At 62.7% G+C, this 14,754-nt stretch carries 12 protein-coding genes; 4 read left to right on the top strand and 8 right to left on the bottom strand.

Annotated features, from left to right (window positions below; genetic code table 11):
* Window positions 1-86 precede the first annotated feature (86 nt).
* From J3P84_RS08525 to J3P84_RS08505, 5 genes are all read right to left on the bottom strand, one after another.
* Window positions 87-1,916, bottom strand: a complete 1,830-nt coding sequence (locus J3P84_RS08525) for an ABC transporter ATP-binding protein (protein ID WP_434629305.1) — start codon at window positions 1,914-1,916, stop codon at window positions 87-89.
* On the bottom strand, window positions 1,909-2,544 hold the full coding sequence (locus tag J3P84_RS08520; RefSeq protein ID WP_434572708.1) for a DsbA family protein: 636 nt from the start codon (window positions 2,542-2,544) through the stop codon (window positions 1,909-1,911). Before J3P84_RS08520 ends, J3P84_RS08525 begins: the two co-directional genes overlap by 8 nt.
* Before the next feature lie 3 nt (window positions 2,545-2,547).
* A complete protein-coding gene (locus J3P84_RS08515; protein ID WP_434629302.1) occupies window positions 2,548-3,489 on the bottom strand; it encodes a rhodanese-related sulfurtransferase in 942 nt (313 codons plus the stop codon).
* A gap of 133 nt (window positions 3,490-3,622) precedes the next feature.
* On the bottom strand, window positions 3,623-3,922 hold the full coding sequence (locus tag J3P84_RS08510) for a BolA family protein (RefSeq protein ID WP_434601443.1): 300 nt from the start codon (window positions 3,920-3,922) through the stop codon (window positions 3,623-3,625).
* A gap of 13 nt (window positions 3,923-3,935) precedes the next feature.
* Window positions 3,936-4,457, bottom strand: a complete 522-nt coding sequence (locus tag J3P84_RS08505; protein ID WP_030141033.1) for a DUF2059 domain-containing protein — start codon at window positions 4,455-4,457, stop codon at window positions 3,936-3,938.
* Between the two features lie 190 nt (window positions 4,458-4,647).
* Here J3P84_RS08505 and J3P84_RS08500 point away from each other — a divergent pair, with 190 nt between their 5' ends.
* A complete protein-coding gene (locus J3P84_RS08500) occupies window positions 4,648-6,042 on the top strand; it encodes a class II fumarate hydratase (protein WP_434629300.1) in 1,395 nt (464 codons plus the stop codon).
* Between the two features lie 189 nt (window positions 6,043-6,231).
* Here the strand turns inward: J3P84_RS08500 and J3P84_RS08495 are convergent, their stop codons facing one another.
* A complete protein-coding gene (locus tag J3P84_RS08495; protein WP_434629298.1) occupies window positions 6,232-7,194 on the bottom strand; it encodes a DMT family transporter in 963 nt (320 codons plus the stop codon).
* A gap of 188 nt (window positions 7,195-7,382) precedes the next feature.
* On the opposite strand from J3P84_RS08495, the gene J3P84_RS08490 reads away from it, so the two are divergent.
* Window positions 7,383-7,697 carry a DUF6316 family protein gene (locus J3P84_RS08490; protein ID WP_434629296.1) on the top strand — a complete coding sequence of 105 codons (315 nt, stop codon included), beginning with the start codon at window positions 7,383-7,385 and terminating at the stop codon, window positions 7,695-7,697.
* 76 nt (window positions 7,698-7,773) lie between these two features.
* Here J3P84_RS08490 and J3P84_RS08485 read toward each other — a convergent pair whose 3' ends face one another.
* Together J3P84_RS08485 and pap are read right to left on the bottom strand one after the other, a co-directional pair.
* Window positions 7,774-8,958 (bottom strand): thiolase family protein, encoded by a 1,185-nt coding sequence (locus J3P84_RS08485; protein ID WP_434572700.1) that lies wholly within the window; start codon window positions 8,956-8,958, stop codon window positions 7,774-7,776.
* Between the two features lie 106 nt (window positions 8,959-9,064).
* The gene (pap, locus tag J3P84_RS08480; protein ID WP_434629294.1) at window positions 9,065-10,576 is read right to left on the bottom strand and encodes a polyphosphate:AMP phosphotransferase; all 1,512 of its coding nucleotides are present in this window, start codon (window positions 10,574-10,576) and stop codon (window positions 9,065-9,067) included.
* A 150-nt stretch (window positions 10,577-10,726) separates the two neighbouring features.
* On the opposite strand from pap, the gene mnmC reads away from it, so the two are divergent.
* Together mnmC and J3P84_RS08470 are read left to right on the top strand one after the other, a co-directional pair.
* The gene (gene mnmC / locus J3P84_RS08475; protein WP_434629292.1) at window positions 10,727-12,712 is read left to right on the top strand and encodes a bifunctional tRNA (5-methylaminomethyl-2-thiouridine)(34)-methyltransferase MnmD/FAD-dependent 5-carboxymethylaminomethyl-2-thiouridine(34) oxidoreductase MnmC; all 1,986 of its coding nucleotides are present in this window, start codon (window positions 10,727-10,729) and stop codon (window positions 12,710-12,712) included.
* 266 nt (window positions 12,713-12,978) lie between these two features.
* Window positions 12,979-14,751, top strand: a complete 1,773-nt coding sequence (locus J3P84_RS08470; protein WP_434629290.1) for an N-acetylglutaminylglutamine amidotransferase — start codon at window positions 12,979-12,981, stop codon at window positions 14,749-14,751.
* Window positions 14,752-14,754 lie beyond the last annotated feature (3 nt).

Genomic DNA, 14,754 nt, shown 5'->3' with positions numbered 1-14,754 from the left:
TCGCCCGGCTCAGGATGGAGATTTGGAAAAATCGACGGATTTGGCTGATTTTTTTCCGATACTAAGCACAGAAAAGTGCACGAAACTCAAGGTCGCTGTATTTGTTGCAAATGACCGTAGAGCCGGGCGTACAGGCCACCCTCGGCAATCAGCTGCAAGTGGTCGCCGTCTTCGGCGATCTGCCCGCCGTCGAACACCAATACCCGGTCAGCCTGTTTCACCGCCGACAACCGATGGGCGATGATCAACGTGGTGCGCCCGCTCAGGAACCGCGCCAACGCCTGGTGAAGGTTGTATTCCGTAGCCGCGTCCAGCGCGGACGTGGCTTCGTCGAGAATCACCACGCGCGGATCGGCCAGGACCATACGGGCGATCGCCAGTCGCTGGCGTTGCCCGCCCGACAGCCTCACACCGGAACGCCCGACGATGCTCTCCAGCCCCATCGGAAGCGCCCGCACTGTTTCGTCCAGTTGGGCAATCGCCAGGGCTCGCCAGCACGCCTCGTCGCTGCGCTCGCGGCCCATGGACAGATTGGCGCGCACCGTGTCGTTGAACAGCGCCGGATGTTGCAGGACCACCGCGACATTTTCGCGGATGGTTTCCAAGCCGATTTCCTCTTGGGTGGCACCGCCGAAGCGGATGCTGCCGGACTGTGGTGTGTAGAGCCCCAACAGCAGTTGCACCAGGGTACTTTTGCCGCCCCCGCTGGCCCCGACGATAGCGACCTTTTCCCCCGGCGAAATGGACAGGTTCAATTGGTCGAGCACCTTTTCCTCGCCGTAACCGAAGCTGAGCCCCTGGATGTCGATGCCCACGGTGTCGCGCCCCTTGAAAGGATCGACGCCACCGCTGTACTGGGGCTCATCGGCGCGCGCCAGCAGTTCGTTGATACGGTTCAATGCCCCACCCGCCGCGTAGTAGGCGTACTGCAAGTTAAGCAGTTGCTCGACCGGGCCGATCATGAACCACAGGTAGCTGAACACCGCGAGCATCTGGCCGATCGACAGATCGGAGAACAGCACGGTCAGCATGGCCGCCGCGCGAAAAATATCGATGCCGAACTGGAACAGCAAACCACTGGCGCGGTTCGAGGCGTCGGTTTTCCACTGCGAGCTCACCGCGTAGTCGCGCACTTCCCGGGCACGCGTGCCCAGGCGTCCAAGGAAAAACCCCTGGCGATTGCCGGCGCGCACTTCCTGGATCGCATCCAGGGTTTCGGTCAGGGCCTGGGTGAAGCGCGAGGTGCTGTCATTCTCCAGCTTCTTGAGGTGCTTGACCCGTTTGCCCAACTGCACCGTGGCGTAGATCACCAGCGGGTTGAACAGCAGGATCAGCAGCGCCAGTTCCCAATGCATCCATACCAGGATGCCCGCGGTGCCTACCAGGGTCAGCATCGCCACCAGGAACCGGCTCAGGGTTTCGCCAACAAATTTGTCGAGGGTGTCCAGGTCGGTGACCAGGTGCGTCGTCACCGTGCCGCTGCCCAGGCTTTCGTATTCGCCAAGGGAAATCCGCTTGAGGCGCTCGATCAACCGGATGCGGATGCGATAGACGATGTCCTTGGCGAGACTGGCGAACAGCCGCGCCTGCAACACGTTGAACAGCAAGGCGCCGCAGCGCAGGGCCAAGGTCACCAGCAACATCAATCCGATGTAGCCGGCAGCGCTCTGCCAAGCGCTCGGCAACGCCTGATTCATGACCTTCAATGCCGCGTCGCCGTGGCCCAGCAGCACTTCGTCCACGAGCAGCGGCAGCAATAATGGGATCGGTACACTGCACAGCGTCGCCAGCACGGCGACGCCGTTGGCGATCCACAGGGCTTTTTTGTGCGTAAGGGCCAGGCGACGGATTTCCGTCCAGCTCAACCGGTCGATGCGCCGCGAGGTCGATGCGTCATCTGCGGGCAGGTCAGGCACAGGCCGCACGCTCCAGCCAGCGCCCCAGCAATGGCGACAACTGGTCCAACGGTTGGTAGCCGTTGGTCAGCAGGGCCAATTGGCCGTCACGTTCGGCCAGCATCGTAGGGAATCCGGCGATGCCAAGGTCTTGCACCCAGGTGAAGTCGGCGGCGGTGGCGGCATGCTGGTCGGCGCGGTCGAATGCCGCGGCAAACTCGATGCGGGGCAGCCCGGCCTGTTCGGCCAGTTCCACCAGGACGCTGGCGTGGGTCACGTCGCGGCCTTGCACATAAAACGCCTGCTGGATCAGCTTCAGTAACTGCCAGGCCAGGTCCGGCGCCAGGCTGCGGGCCGTCACCAAGGCGCGGCATGCGGGTTCGGTGTCGTAGACAAAACCGTCCGGCAACGCGCCTTCAAGCTTGAACGGCTGGCCGGTGGCTTGGGTAACGGCCTGCCAGTGCTCGAGAATGTAGCGTCGGGTGGTCGGCTCGAGAGCCGAACCGCTGCCGGTGCGCAAGCCGCCCACCACCAGGTGCAACTCCACGCCCGCCGCCTGCGCCTGCTCGGCCAACGCTTCGGCCACTGGCGCGAAGCCCCAGCACCAGGAACACATCGGGTCCATCACATACAGCAGGCGCGACGCCATGGCTCAAGCCTCGGAAGATGATTGCTTGTAGTTGTAGCCGATCGGATGCGGCATGTTGCGCGCCTTGGCCAGTTCGATCTGCTTTTGCCGGTCGATGGCGCTGCGACGGGTCTTTTCGCTCAGTTTGTCCCAGCAATGCGGGCAACTGATGCCAGGCGAATAATGCTCCGAAGCACGATCCTCTGCGCTGATCGGGGTGCGACAGGCATGGCACTGATCGTAGTCGCCTTCGCTGAGATCGTGGCGCACGGTCACGCGGTTGTCGAAGACAAAGCAGTCACCGCGCCATTTGATCTCTTCCTGGGGCACCTCTTCGAGGTATTTGAGAATCCCGCCCTTTAGGTGGTAGACCTCTTCGAAACCCTCATTGAGCATGAAGCTCGAGGCTTTTTCACAGCGAATGCCACCGGTGCAGAACATCGCGACTTTCTTGTGCCGGGCCGGGTCGAAGTTGGCTTTGATGTACTCGGGAAACTCACGGAAGCTGGCGGTCTTGGGATCGATCGCGCCTTCGAAGGTGCCAATGGAGACTTCATAATCGTTGCGCGTGTCGATCAGCAGCACTTCCGGATCGCTGATCAGCGCGTTCCAGTCTTGCGGTTCGACATAGGTGCCGACCCGCTTGTTCGGGTCCACGCCTTCTACGCCGAGGGTAACGATCTCTTTCTTGAGCTTGACCTTGGTGCGGTAGAACGGCTGCTCGTCACAGTACGACTCCTTGTGGTCGATGTCGTCCATGCGCGGATCGTTCTTGAGCCAGGCCATCAGCCCGTCGATGCCTTCGCGGGTGCCGGAAACGGTGCCGTTGATGCCTTCCTCGGCAATCAGCAAGGTTCCTTTGATGCCGTTGTCGAGCATCGCCTTGAGCAGGGGCTCACGCAGCTCGACGTAATCTTCCAGGGTGACGAACTTATACAGTGCCGCCACGACAATCGGTGGTGTCATGGGTATCTCTCCAGGTGGCTACCCTCGCAAAGGGTGAACCGGATGCGAAAAAAAACGCGCCGGGGTTAGCGGCGCGTTGCGGATTCTAGCAAAAAACATGTGGCTTTAGGAGCAAGTGCCTTTGTCTCAAATATCAGTGCTTACTGCCACCGGCACAGGTTGGCGATGCCGGGGCTGCGTCGACCTGGGCCCATTCTTCAGGCGTGTAGGTGTGCAGCGCCAGCGCATGGAATTCGCCCATCAGCTCGCCCAACGTACCGTAGACCTTCTGGTGTCGCTTGACCCGATTGAGCCCCTCGAACTGCTGGCTGACCACCACTGCCTTGAAGTGGGTCTCAAGCCCACGGCTGTGCATGTGGCTTTCATCGAGCACTTGCAGGTGCTCGGGCTGCAGCAGCCCGAGGGTCGATTCAATGCGTTGTTGCATGCTCATGCCAGGGCTCCGCTTATGGCTTTTTCTTGGCCGGGGCGGCGGCTTTCGGCTCAAGCTCGGCGGTCATGTCGGCCAGCAGCTTGTTGACCACCGGCACCGCGCTTTCCAGCTTGGCCTGGGTCAGTTGCGCCGATTGCTGGGTCAGCTGCGGCATTTTTTCCAGGACCTTCTTGCCCAAGGGAGACTGATAGAAGGACACCAGGTCCTTGAGCTCCGATTCGCTGAAGTTGGAGGTGTAGAGCTTGACCATGTCCGGCTTGAGCTTGTTCCAGCCGATCGCCTGGTCCAGGGCGGCATTGGCCTTGGCCTGGTAGGTTTCCAGGGTGGCTTTTTTCGACTCGGGAGCCTTGGTCTGCTCAAAGCGCTGGGCAAACATCTGCTGTACCTGCATGTACACCGGAGTACCCAGCTTGTCAGCGTGCGCCAGGGTCAGGAACGCTTCGGCACTGGCGTTGTGGCTGGCGGTATCGGCAAGAACAGGGCCGCTGGCACACACCAGAGCAACTGCGGTACAGATGGCACGAAGACGGGTCATCGAGTTTCCTTTTCTAACAGGCGAGGTAAAACCCCAAGGGCGACCATTCTGCGCCTAAAAAACGCCGGGGCTCAACCCTGTACTTGGCTCGACTGATTGACGGGCCGAACCGGCCAGCCCTAGATTGAGGGAACCGGTGACGCCCGTCAGGGCCTAAACTGCGCATTCAGCCCTACAGGAGTTTGACCCGATGAGCCGTATCGAAACCGACAGCCTTGGCCAGGTTGAAGTCCCGGATGAAGCCTATTGGGGCGCCCAGACACAGCGCTCGATGATCAACTTTGCCATTGGCAACGAACGCATGCCGCTGTCGGTGCTGCATGCCCTGGCGCTGGTCAAGAAAGCCGCCGCGCGGGTCAACGACCGCAACGGTGACTTGCCCGCCGACATCGCCCGCCTGATCGAACAGGCGGCCGACGAGGTGCTGGCCGGCCAGCATGACGATCAGTTTCCCCTGGTGGTCTGGCAGACCGGCAGCGGAACCCAGAGCAACATGAACGTCAACGAGGTGATCGCCGGGCGCGCCAACGAGCTGGCGGGCAACCCCCGTGGCGGCAAGAGCCCGGTGCACCCCAACGACCATGTCAACCGGTCCCAGAGCTCCAACGACTGCTTCCCCACCGCCATGCACATCGCCGCCGCCCAGGCCGTGTACCAGCAATTGCTGCCGGCCATCAGCGAGTTGTCCGGCGGCCTCGCGGAACTGGCGGCGCGCCACATGAAACTGGTCAAGACCGGCCGCACCCACATGATGGATGCCACGCCGATCACGTTCGGCCAGGAACTGTCCGCCTTCATTGCCCAACTCGACTACGCCGAGCGGGCAATCCGCGCTTCGTTGCCGGCGGTCTGCGAGCTGGCCCAGGGCGGCACGGCGGTGGGCACCGGGCTCAATTCGCCGCACGGTTTCGGCGAAGCGATTGCCGCTGAACTTGCGGCGCTGTCCGGGCTGCCTTTTGTCACGGCGCCGAACAAGTTCGCCGCACTGGCAGGTCACGAACCGTTGACCACGTTGTCCGGCGCGTTGAAAACCCTGGCCGTGACGCTGATGAAAATCGCCAATGACCTGCGCCTGCTGGGCTCCGGGCCACGGGCGGGATTTGCCGAAGTGAAATTGCCGGCCAACGAACCGGGCAGCTCGATCATGCCTGGCAAGGTCAACCCGACCCAGTGTGAAGCCTTGTCGATGCTGGCGTGCCAGGTATTGGGCAATGACGTGGCGATCGGTTTTGCCGCCAGTCAGGGACACTTGCAGTTGAACGTGTTCAAGCCGGTGATCATCCACAACCTGCTGCAATCGATCCGCCTGCTGGCCGACGGCTGCAGCAACTTCCAGCAGCACTGCATCGCCGGCCTCGAACCGGATGGCGAGCAGATGACCGCGCACCTGGAGCGTGGCCTGATGCTGGTGACGGCGCTGAATCCGCATATCGGCTACGACAAGTCGGCGGAGATCGCCAAGAAAGCCTACGGCGAAGGGCTGACGCTACGGGAGGCAGCGGTGCAGTTGGGGTATCTGACCGACGAAGAGTTCGACGCCTGGGTCAGGCCGGAGAACATGCTGGAAGCGGGTGGCCAGGGCTGAGTTGTGCGTTGATCAATAGCCCGCCATCGCGAGCAAGCTCGCTCCCACAAGGAATTTGTGTGAACCGCGCTATCGCCTCCACCCAAGCTCCACTGTGGGAGCGAGCTTGCTCGCGATGAGGCCGGCAGGCTCGACATCACTGTTGCCTGACAGTCCGCTTTCGCGAGCAAGCCCGCTCCCACAGGGGGGCTAACGCCCCAGCGCCAGGCGTTCGCGCCGGGCCCTGAGCCCGGCGATGAGAGATGGCCCCAGCGCCACCAGCGCCGACCCCAATACCACCAACACTGCCCCACCGTAACCCAGCAGATTGATCTGCTCGGCATGCACATAGTCGGGCCACCACCAGGCAGCCATCGCCACGGCCGCGAAGGTCACCAGCGGCGTGATCGCCAGCGTCGCGCTGACCCGCGAAGCCTCCCAATGCGCCAACGCCTCGGCGAACGCGCCATAGGCAATCAGCGTATTGAGGCAGCAGGCCAACAATAGCCAGCCTTGCAGCGGGCTCAGTTGCAACGCTTCCAGTGGATGCACCCAGGGCGTGAGCAACAGCGCGCAGAACAGGTAGATCACCATCATTACTTGCAATGAATTCCACACCGTCAGCAATTGCTTCTGGCCCAGGGCATAGAACGTCCAGACGGTCGAGGCCAGCAATACCAACAGAACGCCGACGGTGTACTCGCTCAGGGATGTCAGCAATTCGACGAGGCGCTGATTGAAGAACAGCGCAAAACCGATCAGCAGCACCAGCAAACCAATGCCCTGCCCCACGCTGAAACGCTCCTTGAATACAAACAGGCTGGCGACCAGCAGCATGATCGGCCCCATCTGCACCACCAGTTGGGCGGTGCCGGGGCTCAGGCGGTTCAGGCCCATCAGGTACAGCACATAATTGCCCACCAGCCCCAGCACCGCCATGCCTACCAGCCAACCGCCACGGGGGCCGAGCACCTTGCGGCTGGGCAGGCGTCGGGTTGCCGCCAGGTAGATGAACAGCAGGCCACCGGACACCGTCAGCCGAAACCAGGTCACCGTCACCGGATCCATCACCTGCAGCACTTGCTTGAGCTTGATCGGCAGGATTCCCCACAACAAGGCGGTCAGCAGGGCGAGGAACAGGCCGTAGACCCAGCGACCGGACGATATGTGCATGCAACCCTCGAAGCCAAGACATGAACGAGTATTCTAGGTCCGAATCGCTCGGCAACACAGGGACAGTTGGCGCTGCGACGCTGATGGAATTGTAAGGGTCGTAGCCGTCGATCGGCTGGACAGGCGCAAAACGGCGGCACCACATATGCTCAATTGAAACGACCACGCAGCCCCCAATGGAGACCGAAATGCCTGGAACGCGCGCCGAAGATACAGATGCTCCCAAGACGATTTACCGCAGCAGCGATCGGATCGTCCGGGAGAATGGCAAGTTCTATTTCGATACGCGCGAAGGCACCCAGGAAGGTCCGTTCGAAAGCCGCGAGGCTGCGGAGCGGGAGATAGCGGCGTATATCCAGCGGATGCTGCAGCTGACCAGGTTGCCAACTGAGGGCTCGATAGCTGGTGAAGAGAAGCTTCCGTGGCGAGGGGATTTATCCCCGCTGGGCCGCGAAGCGGCCCCACAAGGTCATCCAATCGGGCCTGATATACCCAGTCGCTGATATCGGGGCTGCTGCGCAGCCCAGCGGGGATAAATCCCCTCGCCACACATAACCATCCTTGCCACTAGGGCGGCGGTTAGCGAACCGCCTCGAACAACCCCGTTGCCCCCATCCCGCCGCCCACGCACATGGTCACGACGCCGTAGCGCAGGCTGCGCCGTTGCAACTCACGCACCAGATGCCCCACCTGCCGCGAGCCGGTCATGCCGAACGGGTGACCGATGGAAATCGAGCCGCCGTTGACGTTGTATTTCTCGTTATCGATCTCCAGTCGATTGCGGCTGTACAGGCACTGGGATGCAAACGCTTCGTTGAGCTCCCACAAATCGATATCGCCGATCTGCAAACCCTTGGCCTGGAGCAATCTAGGCACCGAGAACACCGGGCCGATGCCCATCTCGTCCGGCTCGCAGCCGGCCACGGTAAAGCCACGGAAAAATGCCTTGGGCTTGAGCCCCAACGCCAGGGCTTTTTCCAGGCTCATCACCAGGGTCATCGAGGCGCCGTCGGATAACTGCGAAGAGTTGCCCGCCGTCACCGAACCGTCTTCGGCGAACACCGGTTTCAGCCCGGCCAGGCTTTCATACGTGGTATCGGGGCGGTTGCAATCATCGCGATCAACCACCCCGTCAACGATCTGCACCGCACCGGTGGTCTTGTCCTCGACCCGGTATTTCACCGCCATCGGCACGATTTCATCGTCGAACAGCCCGGCTGCCTGGGCCCGGGCAGTGCGCTGCTGGCTCTGCAAGGCGTAGCGGTCCTGCTCATCGCGGCTGACCTGGTAACGGCGCGCGACGATCTCGGCGGTCTGGCCCATGGGGAAGTAGATCCCCGGCACCTGCTCCTTGAGCAAGGGGTTGATCAGGTTGTCAGTGTTGACGCTTTTCATCGTCAGGCTGATGGATTCCACGCCACCGGCGACGATGATCTCGCTGCAGCCGGAGGCGATCTGGTTGGCGGCGATGGCGATGGCTTGCAGGCCCGAGGAACAGAAGCGGTTCAGTGTCATCCCGGCCGTGCCGATGCCCAGCTGCGAGAGCACCGCCACGTTGCGCCCGATGTTGTAGCCTTGGGCGCCTTCGTTGGAACCGGCGCCGACGATACAGTCCTCGACGCTGGCCGGGTCAATATCGTTACGCGCCAGCAACGCGTTGACGCAATGGGCCGCCATGTCGTCCGGGCGGGTCATGTTGAACTTGCCGCGAAAGGACTTGGCCAGGCCGGTCCGTACGCTGTCGACGATCACCACTTCACGCATGACGGTTACCTCATTGTTGTTATCGGTTCAGGAGTGGATTCGAGGATAAATCCAGCCCATAACCGAACGCGACAATCATTCACCTCGCGTATGCGCCGCCATCGGCCTATTTCTTTTTGCGCGCCTGCCTGGCGGAACGTTCGAACGCGGCCTCCAGCGCGTCGTTGAGCGTACGCAATACCTTGACCCGGGCCCAACGCTTGTCGTTCGCTTCGACCAGGGTCCACGGTGATATTTCGGTGCTGGTGCGATCGACCATGTCGCAGACCGCCGACCGATAGGCATCCCACTTGTCACGGTTGCGCCAATCATCCTCGGTGATCTTGAACCGCTTGAACGGGATTTCCTCGCGTTCCTGGAAGCGCTCCAGTTGGGTCTCCTTGTCAATGGCCAGCCAGAACTTCACCACCACCACGCCGGCATCGGCCAGTTGTTCTTCGAAGTCGTTGATTTCACCGTAGGCTCGCAGCCAGTCGGCACGGCTGCAAAAACCTTCGACCCGCTCCACCAATACCCGCCCGTACCAGGAGCGGTCGAACATGGTGAACTTGCCCCGCGCCGGAATGTGCCGCCAGAAACGCCACATGTAGGGGTGGGCGCGTTCTTCCTCGGTGGGCGCGGCAATCGGCACGATGCTGTACTGACGCGGGTCGAGCGCCGCGGCGACCCGACGGATCGCCCCACCCTTGCCCGCCGCGTCGTTACCTTCGAACACCGCCACCAGGGCGTGCCGGCGCATGCGCTTGTCCCGCAGCAGCCCGGCGAAGCGGGCCTGCTCGGTGATCAACTGCTCCTCATAATCGGCCTTGTCCAGGCGCAGCGTCATGTCGAGGCTGTCGAGCAAGGTCACTTGGTCGTCCAGTGCCGGCAATGCTGCCACGTTGACTTTTTCCGGGCTGATCTTCGGTCGGTCCAGGGCCTGGCGCAGGCCTTCGAGCAAAATCTGCCCGACCGCGAGGCTGCGATAACAGGCATCCACGCCTTCGATCACATGCCAGGGTGCGTAGTCGCGACTGGTGCGGCGCAGCACGCGCTCGCCGTATTTGACGAACTTGTCGTAGGTCTGGGACTGCTGCCAGTCCAAGGGGCTGATCCGCCAGCTGTGCAGCGGGTCGTCCTTGAGACTTTTCAGGCGGGCCTTCATCTGCTTCTTGGAGAGGTGGAACCAGAACTTGAAGATCAGCGCGCCCTCATCGCAGAGCATCTTCTCCAGACGCTCGGCGCCGTTGATCGCCTGATCGAGCCGCGGGTCCTTGAACTCGCCGTGCACCCGCCCCTGGAGCATCTGGCTGTACCAGTTGCCAAAAAAGATCCCCATCCGCCCCTTCGCTGGCAGCATCCGCCAATAGCGCCAGGCCGGCGGCCGCGCCAGTTCCTCGTCGGTCTGCTGGTCGAAGGTGCGCACCTCGATCAGCCGCGGATCCATCCATTCGTTGAGCAGCTTTATCGTCTCGCCTTTGCCCGCGCCTTCGATGCCGTTGATCAGGATGATGACCGGGAAGCGGCCTTGCTGATGCAACTCGTACTGAGCTTCGAGCAATGCTTCACGCAATGCCGGCACCTCGGCTTCATAGGTTTCTTTGTCGACGACGTGACCGATTTCAGCGGATTCGAACATGGACAGCTCCTTCCAGGAATGGGGCAAGACTAGCGGATTGGATACGCCGCTGCGCAGCAGATTCCCTTCAGACATGCCCACGCTTGCCGTGGATCAGGCATTGCGGCGCTGATCGGCTAGAATGGCGACCTTGTTTTGACCGAGCCAGCCATGACGCCCATCCAGCACCACGCCCAACTCGACTGGGATGACCAGGGTCGCCCCCGCTCCCGGGTATTCGGCGACGTGTATTTCTCCGACCAGTCGGGCCTGGAAGAAACCCGCTACGTGTTCCTTGCGCAGAACAACCTGGCCGAGCGTTTCGCCGCGCTGGCGGAGCACGGACGACTGGTGATCGGCGAAACCGGATTTGGCACCGGGCTGAATTTTCTCTGCGCCTGGCAGCTGTTCGAAGAATGCGCACCGACCGGTGCGCGCTTGCATTTCGTCAGCGTCGAAAAATTTCCCCTGAGCCCCGAGGACCTGCGTCGGGCCCTTGCCCTGTGGCCGGAGCTCAAGTACCAGGCTGATCAATTACTTGAGCAGTACGTCGCGATTCACCAGGGTTTCCAGCGCATGACCCTGGCGGGCGGGCGAGTGACATTGACCCTGTTGATTGGCGATGCACTGGAGCAACTGCCGCAGCTGGACGGACAGATCGACGCCTGGTTCCTCGACGGTTTTGCCCCGGCGAAAAACCCGGAGATGTGGACCGCCGAGCTGTTCGCCGAACTGGCGCGGCTGGCAGCGCCCGGCGCCACCCTCAGCACCTTTACCAGCACCGGTTGGGTGCGCAGGCTGCTCAATGCGGCGGGCTTCAAGATGAAGCGCACCCCGGGCATCGGCCACAAGTGGGAAATTCTCCGTGGGGTATTTCTCGGCTGGCCGGACCAGGTGCCCAAACCCGCCCCGGCCAAGCCCTGGTACGCCCGCCCCGCCCCGCCGGCTGGCGAACGCCATGCGCTGGTGATCGGCGGCGGCCTGGCCGGTTGCGCCAGCGCGGCGAGTCTCGCGGCCCGCGGCTGGCGAGTGACCTTGCTGGAGCGTCACGCCGGGTTGGCCGAGGAAGCGTCCGGCAACCCCCAAGGCGTGCTGTACCTCAAGTTGTCGGCCCACGGCACGGCGTTGTCGCAGATGATCCTCAGCGGTTTCGGCTACACCCGGCGCTTGCTCGAAAACCTGCAACGGGGCCTCGACTGGGACGGATGCGGAGTCTTGCAGCTGGCCTTCAACGAGAAGGAAGGCCAACGCCAGCGCCAACTGGCCGAGGCGTTTCCCGCGGGTCTGCTGCGAATTGTCGATCGCGCCGAAGCCGAGGCGCAGTCTGGTATCGGCCTGGCCTGTGGCGGCCTGTTCTATCCCGAAGGCGGCTGGGTACACCCGCCAGCCCTGTGCCGCTGGCAAGCCTCGGCTGCTGCGATTACCGTGCAGCCACATCGCGAAGTGCTTGAACTGCGACGTGTCGACGGCCAATGGCAGGCTTGGGACGGCGAACGTTGCCTGGCCAGCGCCCCGGTGGTAATCCTCGCCAGCGCCGCCGAGATCAAACGCTTCGAACCGGCCGCCGGGTTACCCCTCAAGCGCATTCGCGGGCAGATCACGCGGCTGACGCAAACCACCCGCAGCCAAAGCCTGGCGACGGTGGTCTGCGCCGAAGGCTATGTGGCGCCGTCGCGAATGGCCGAGCACACCCTGGGCGCCAGTTTCGATTTCCACAGCGATGACCTGACCCCCACCGCCGCCGAGCACGCCGGCAACCTGCAAATGCTCGAAGAAATCTCCCACGATCTGGTGGACCGCCTGAACGCCGATACCCTCGATCCGCAGCGCCTCGAAGGCCGCGCGGCGTTCCGTTGCACCAGCCCCGATTACCTGCCGATTGTCGGACCGCTGGCTGACAGCCGGGCGTTCGTCGAAACCTACGCGGCCCTGGGCAAGGATGCGCGCCAAGTGCCGGACACGCCGTGTCCCTGGCTCGACGGCCTGTACGTCAACAGCGGGCATGGCTCCCGGGGCCTGATCACTGCGCCGCTGTCGGGCGAACTGATCGCCGCCTGGCTGGACAACGAACCGCTGCCACTGCCGCGAAGCGTCGCCGAGGCCTGCCACCCGAACCGGTTTGCCTTGCGGGCGGTGATTCGCGGCAAGGCCAATTGACGACTGGCCATCCTTTCCCCTGTGGGAGCGAGCCTGCTCGCGAAAGCGGTAGATCAGCCACCATCGGGGCGCCTTACACAACGCTTTCGCGAGCAGGCTCGCTCCCACGGGGTGTTCGTCGGTCTGAATGACCTGCGATCCCCACCCGTCGGCTTATAACGCATCGATATAAAACTCAGAGCAATCCCTCCGGTCAGTTTCAGAGTACCCGCCATTTCGGTGTGTACGGATTGACCCCTCCCCAACGGAAAAACCGGTAAGGACTTATGTGCGGATTAGCTGGTGAGTTACGTTTCGATCAACAACCTGCGGACCTTGCGGCCGTAGAGCGCATCACCCACCACCTGGCCCCTCGCGGCCCTGACGCGTGGGGCTTTCATAGCCAGGGGCCGATCGCCCTCGGCCACCGGCGCCTGAAAATCATGGACCTGTCCGATGGTTCGGCCCAGCCGATGATCGACAATCAACTGGGCCTGTCCCTGGCGTTCAACGGCGCGATCTACAACTACCCGGAACTGCGCAGCGAACTCGAAGGCCTGGGCTACACCTTCTACTCTGGCGGCGACACCGAAGTGTTGCTCAAGGGTTATCACGCCTGGGGCGAAGCCCTGCTGCCCAAACTCAATGGCATGTTCGCCTTCGCCATCTGGGAACGCGACGCCAAGCGGCTGTTCATCGCCCGCGACCGTCTCGGCGTCAAGCCGCTGTACCTGTCGCGTACCGGCCAGCGCCTGCGCTTTGCCTCGGCGCTGCCGGCCCTGCTCAAGGGTGGCGACATCAATCCGGTGCTTGACCCGATCGCCCTCAATCACTATCTGAATTTCCACGCGGTCGTCCCGGCGCCACGCACCTTGTTGGCGGGCATCGAAAAACTGCCACCGGCGACCTGGATGCGCATCGAAGCGGACGGTCGCACCGAGCAGAAAACCTGGTGGACGCTGCCCTACGGCCCACGGTCCGATGAACAGAACCTCAACCTGGAAGACTGGATCGATCGCGTGCTCGACAGCACCCGCGAAGCCGTCGCCATTCGCCAGCGCGCCGCCGTCGACGTGGGCGTGCTGCTCTCGGGCGGCGTCGATTCGAGCATGCTCGTCGGCCTGTTGCGCGAAGTGGGCGTGGAAGACCTGTCCACCTTCTCCATCGGCTTCCAGGACGCCGGCGGCGAGCGCGGTGACGAGTTCCAGTATTCGGACCTGATCGCCAAGCACTACGGCACCCGCCATCATCAGTTGCGCATCGATGAGAAAGAAATCATCGAACAGCTGCCAGCGGCGTTTCGCGCCATGAGCGAGCCGATGGTCAGCCACGACTGCATCGCCTTTTACCTGTTGTCGCGGGAAGTCGCCAAGCACTGCAAAGTGGTACAAAGCGGCCAGGGCGCCGACGAGCTGTTCGCCGGTTACCACTGGTATCCGCAAGTGGACGGCGCCAGCGACCCGTACGCCGCCTATCGCGCCGCGTTCTTCGACCGCAGCTATGAAGAATATGCCGCGACCGTGCAGCCTGGATGGCTGACGGCCAACGACGCCGCCGGCGACTTCGTCAAGGAGCACTTCGCCCAGCCGGGCGCCGATGCGGCCGTCGACAAGGCCCTGCGCCTGGACAGCACCGTGATGCTGGTGGACGACCCGGTCAAGCGCGTCGACAACATGACCATGGCCTGGGGCCTGGAAGCGCGCACGCCGTTCCTCGACTACCGGCTGGTGGAGCTTTCGGCACGGGTGCCGGCGAAATTCAAGCTGCCCGATGGCGGCAAGCAGGTACTCAAGGAAGCGGCCCGCCGGGTGATTCCGAGCGAGGTCATCGATCGCAAGAAAGGTTATTTCCCGGTCCCGGGCCTCAAGCACTTGGAAGGCAACACCCTGGCCTGGGTTCGCGAACTGCTGCTGGACCCGAGCCAGGATCGCGGCTTGTTCAACCCGACCATGCTCGACCGTTTGCTGACCGATCCCAACGGCCAGCTCACGCCTTTGCGCGGCTCGCGGTTATGGCAATTGGCGGCGCTGAACCTGTGGCTCAGCGAGCAAGGAATCTGACTG

It is taken from the genome of Pseudomonas sp. Z1-29, assembly GCF_051131995.1.
In the GTDB taxonomy this organism is placed as follows: domain Bacteria; phylum Pseudomonadota; class Gammaproteobacteria; order Pseudomonadales; family Pseudomonadaceae; genus Aquipseudomonas.
The sequence above is the reverse complement of the archived record's forward strand: the minus strand, read 5'-3'. Positions and strand labels throughout refer to the sequence as shown.

What these genes read in the sequence shown, in the direction of transcription:
- J3P84_RS08500 (WP_434629300.1), top strand. Translation starts at nt 4,648, where the DNA reads ATGAGCCGTATCGAAACCGACAGCCTTGGCCAGGTTGAAGTCCCGGAT.
- J3P84_RS08510 (WP_434601443.1), bottom strand. Translation starts at nt 3,922, where the DNA reads ATGAGCATGCAACAACGCATTGAATCGACCCTCGGGCTGCTGCAGCCC.
- J3P84_RS08490 (WP_434629296.1), top strand. Translation starts at nt 7,383, where the DNA reads ATGCCTGGAACGCGCGCCGAAGATACAGATGCTCCCAAGACGATTTAC.
- J3P84_RS08470 (WP_434629290.1), top strand. Translation starts at nt 12,979, where the DNA reads ATGTGCGGATTAGCTGGTGAGTTACGTTTCGATCAACAACCTGCGGAC.
- J3P84_RS08505 (WP_030141033.1), bottom strand. Translation starts at nt 4,457, where the DNA reads ATGACCCGTCTTCGTGCCATCTGTACCGCAGTTGCTCTGGTGTGTGCC.
- J3P84_RS08495 (WP_434629298.1), bottom strand. Translation starts at nt 7,194, where the DNA reads ATGCACATATCGTCCGGTCGCTGGGTCTACGGCCTGTTCCTCGCCCTG.
- J3P84_RS08485 (WP_434572700.1), bottom strand. Translation starts at nt 8,958, where the DNA reads ATGCGTGAAGTGGTGATCGTCGACAGCGTACGGACCGGCCTGGCCAAG.
- mnmC (WP_434629292.1), top strand. Translation starts at nt 10,727, where the DNA reads ATGACGCCCATCCAGCACCACGCCCAACTCGACTGGGATGACCAGGGT.
- J3P84_RS08515 (WP_434629302.1), bottom strand. Translation starts at nt 3,489, where the DNA reads ATGACACCACCGATTGTCGTGGCGGCACTGTATAAGTTCGTCACCCTG.
- pap (WP_434629294.1), bottom strand. Translation starts at nt 10,576, where the DNA reads ATGTTCGAATCCGCTGAAATCGGTCACGTCGTCGACAAAGAAACCTAT.
- J3P84_RS08520 (WP_434572708.1), bottom strand. Translation starts at nt 2,544, where the DNA reads ATGGCGTCGCGCCTGCTGTATGTGATGGACCCGATGTGTTCCTGGTGC.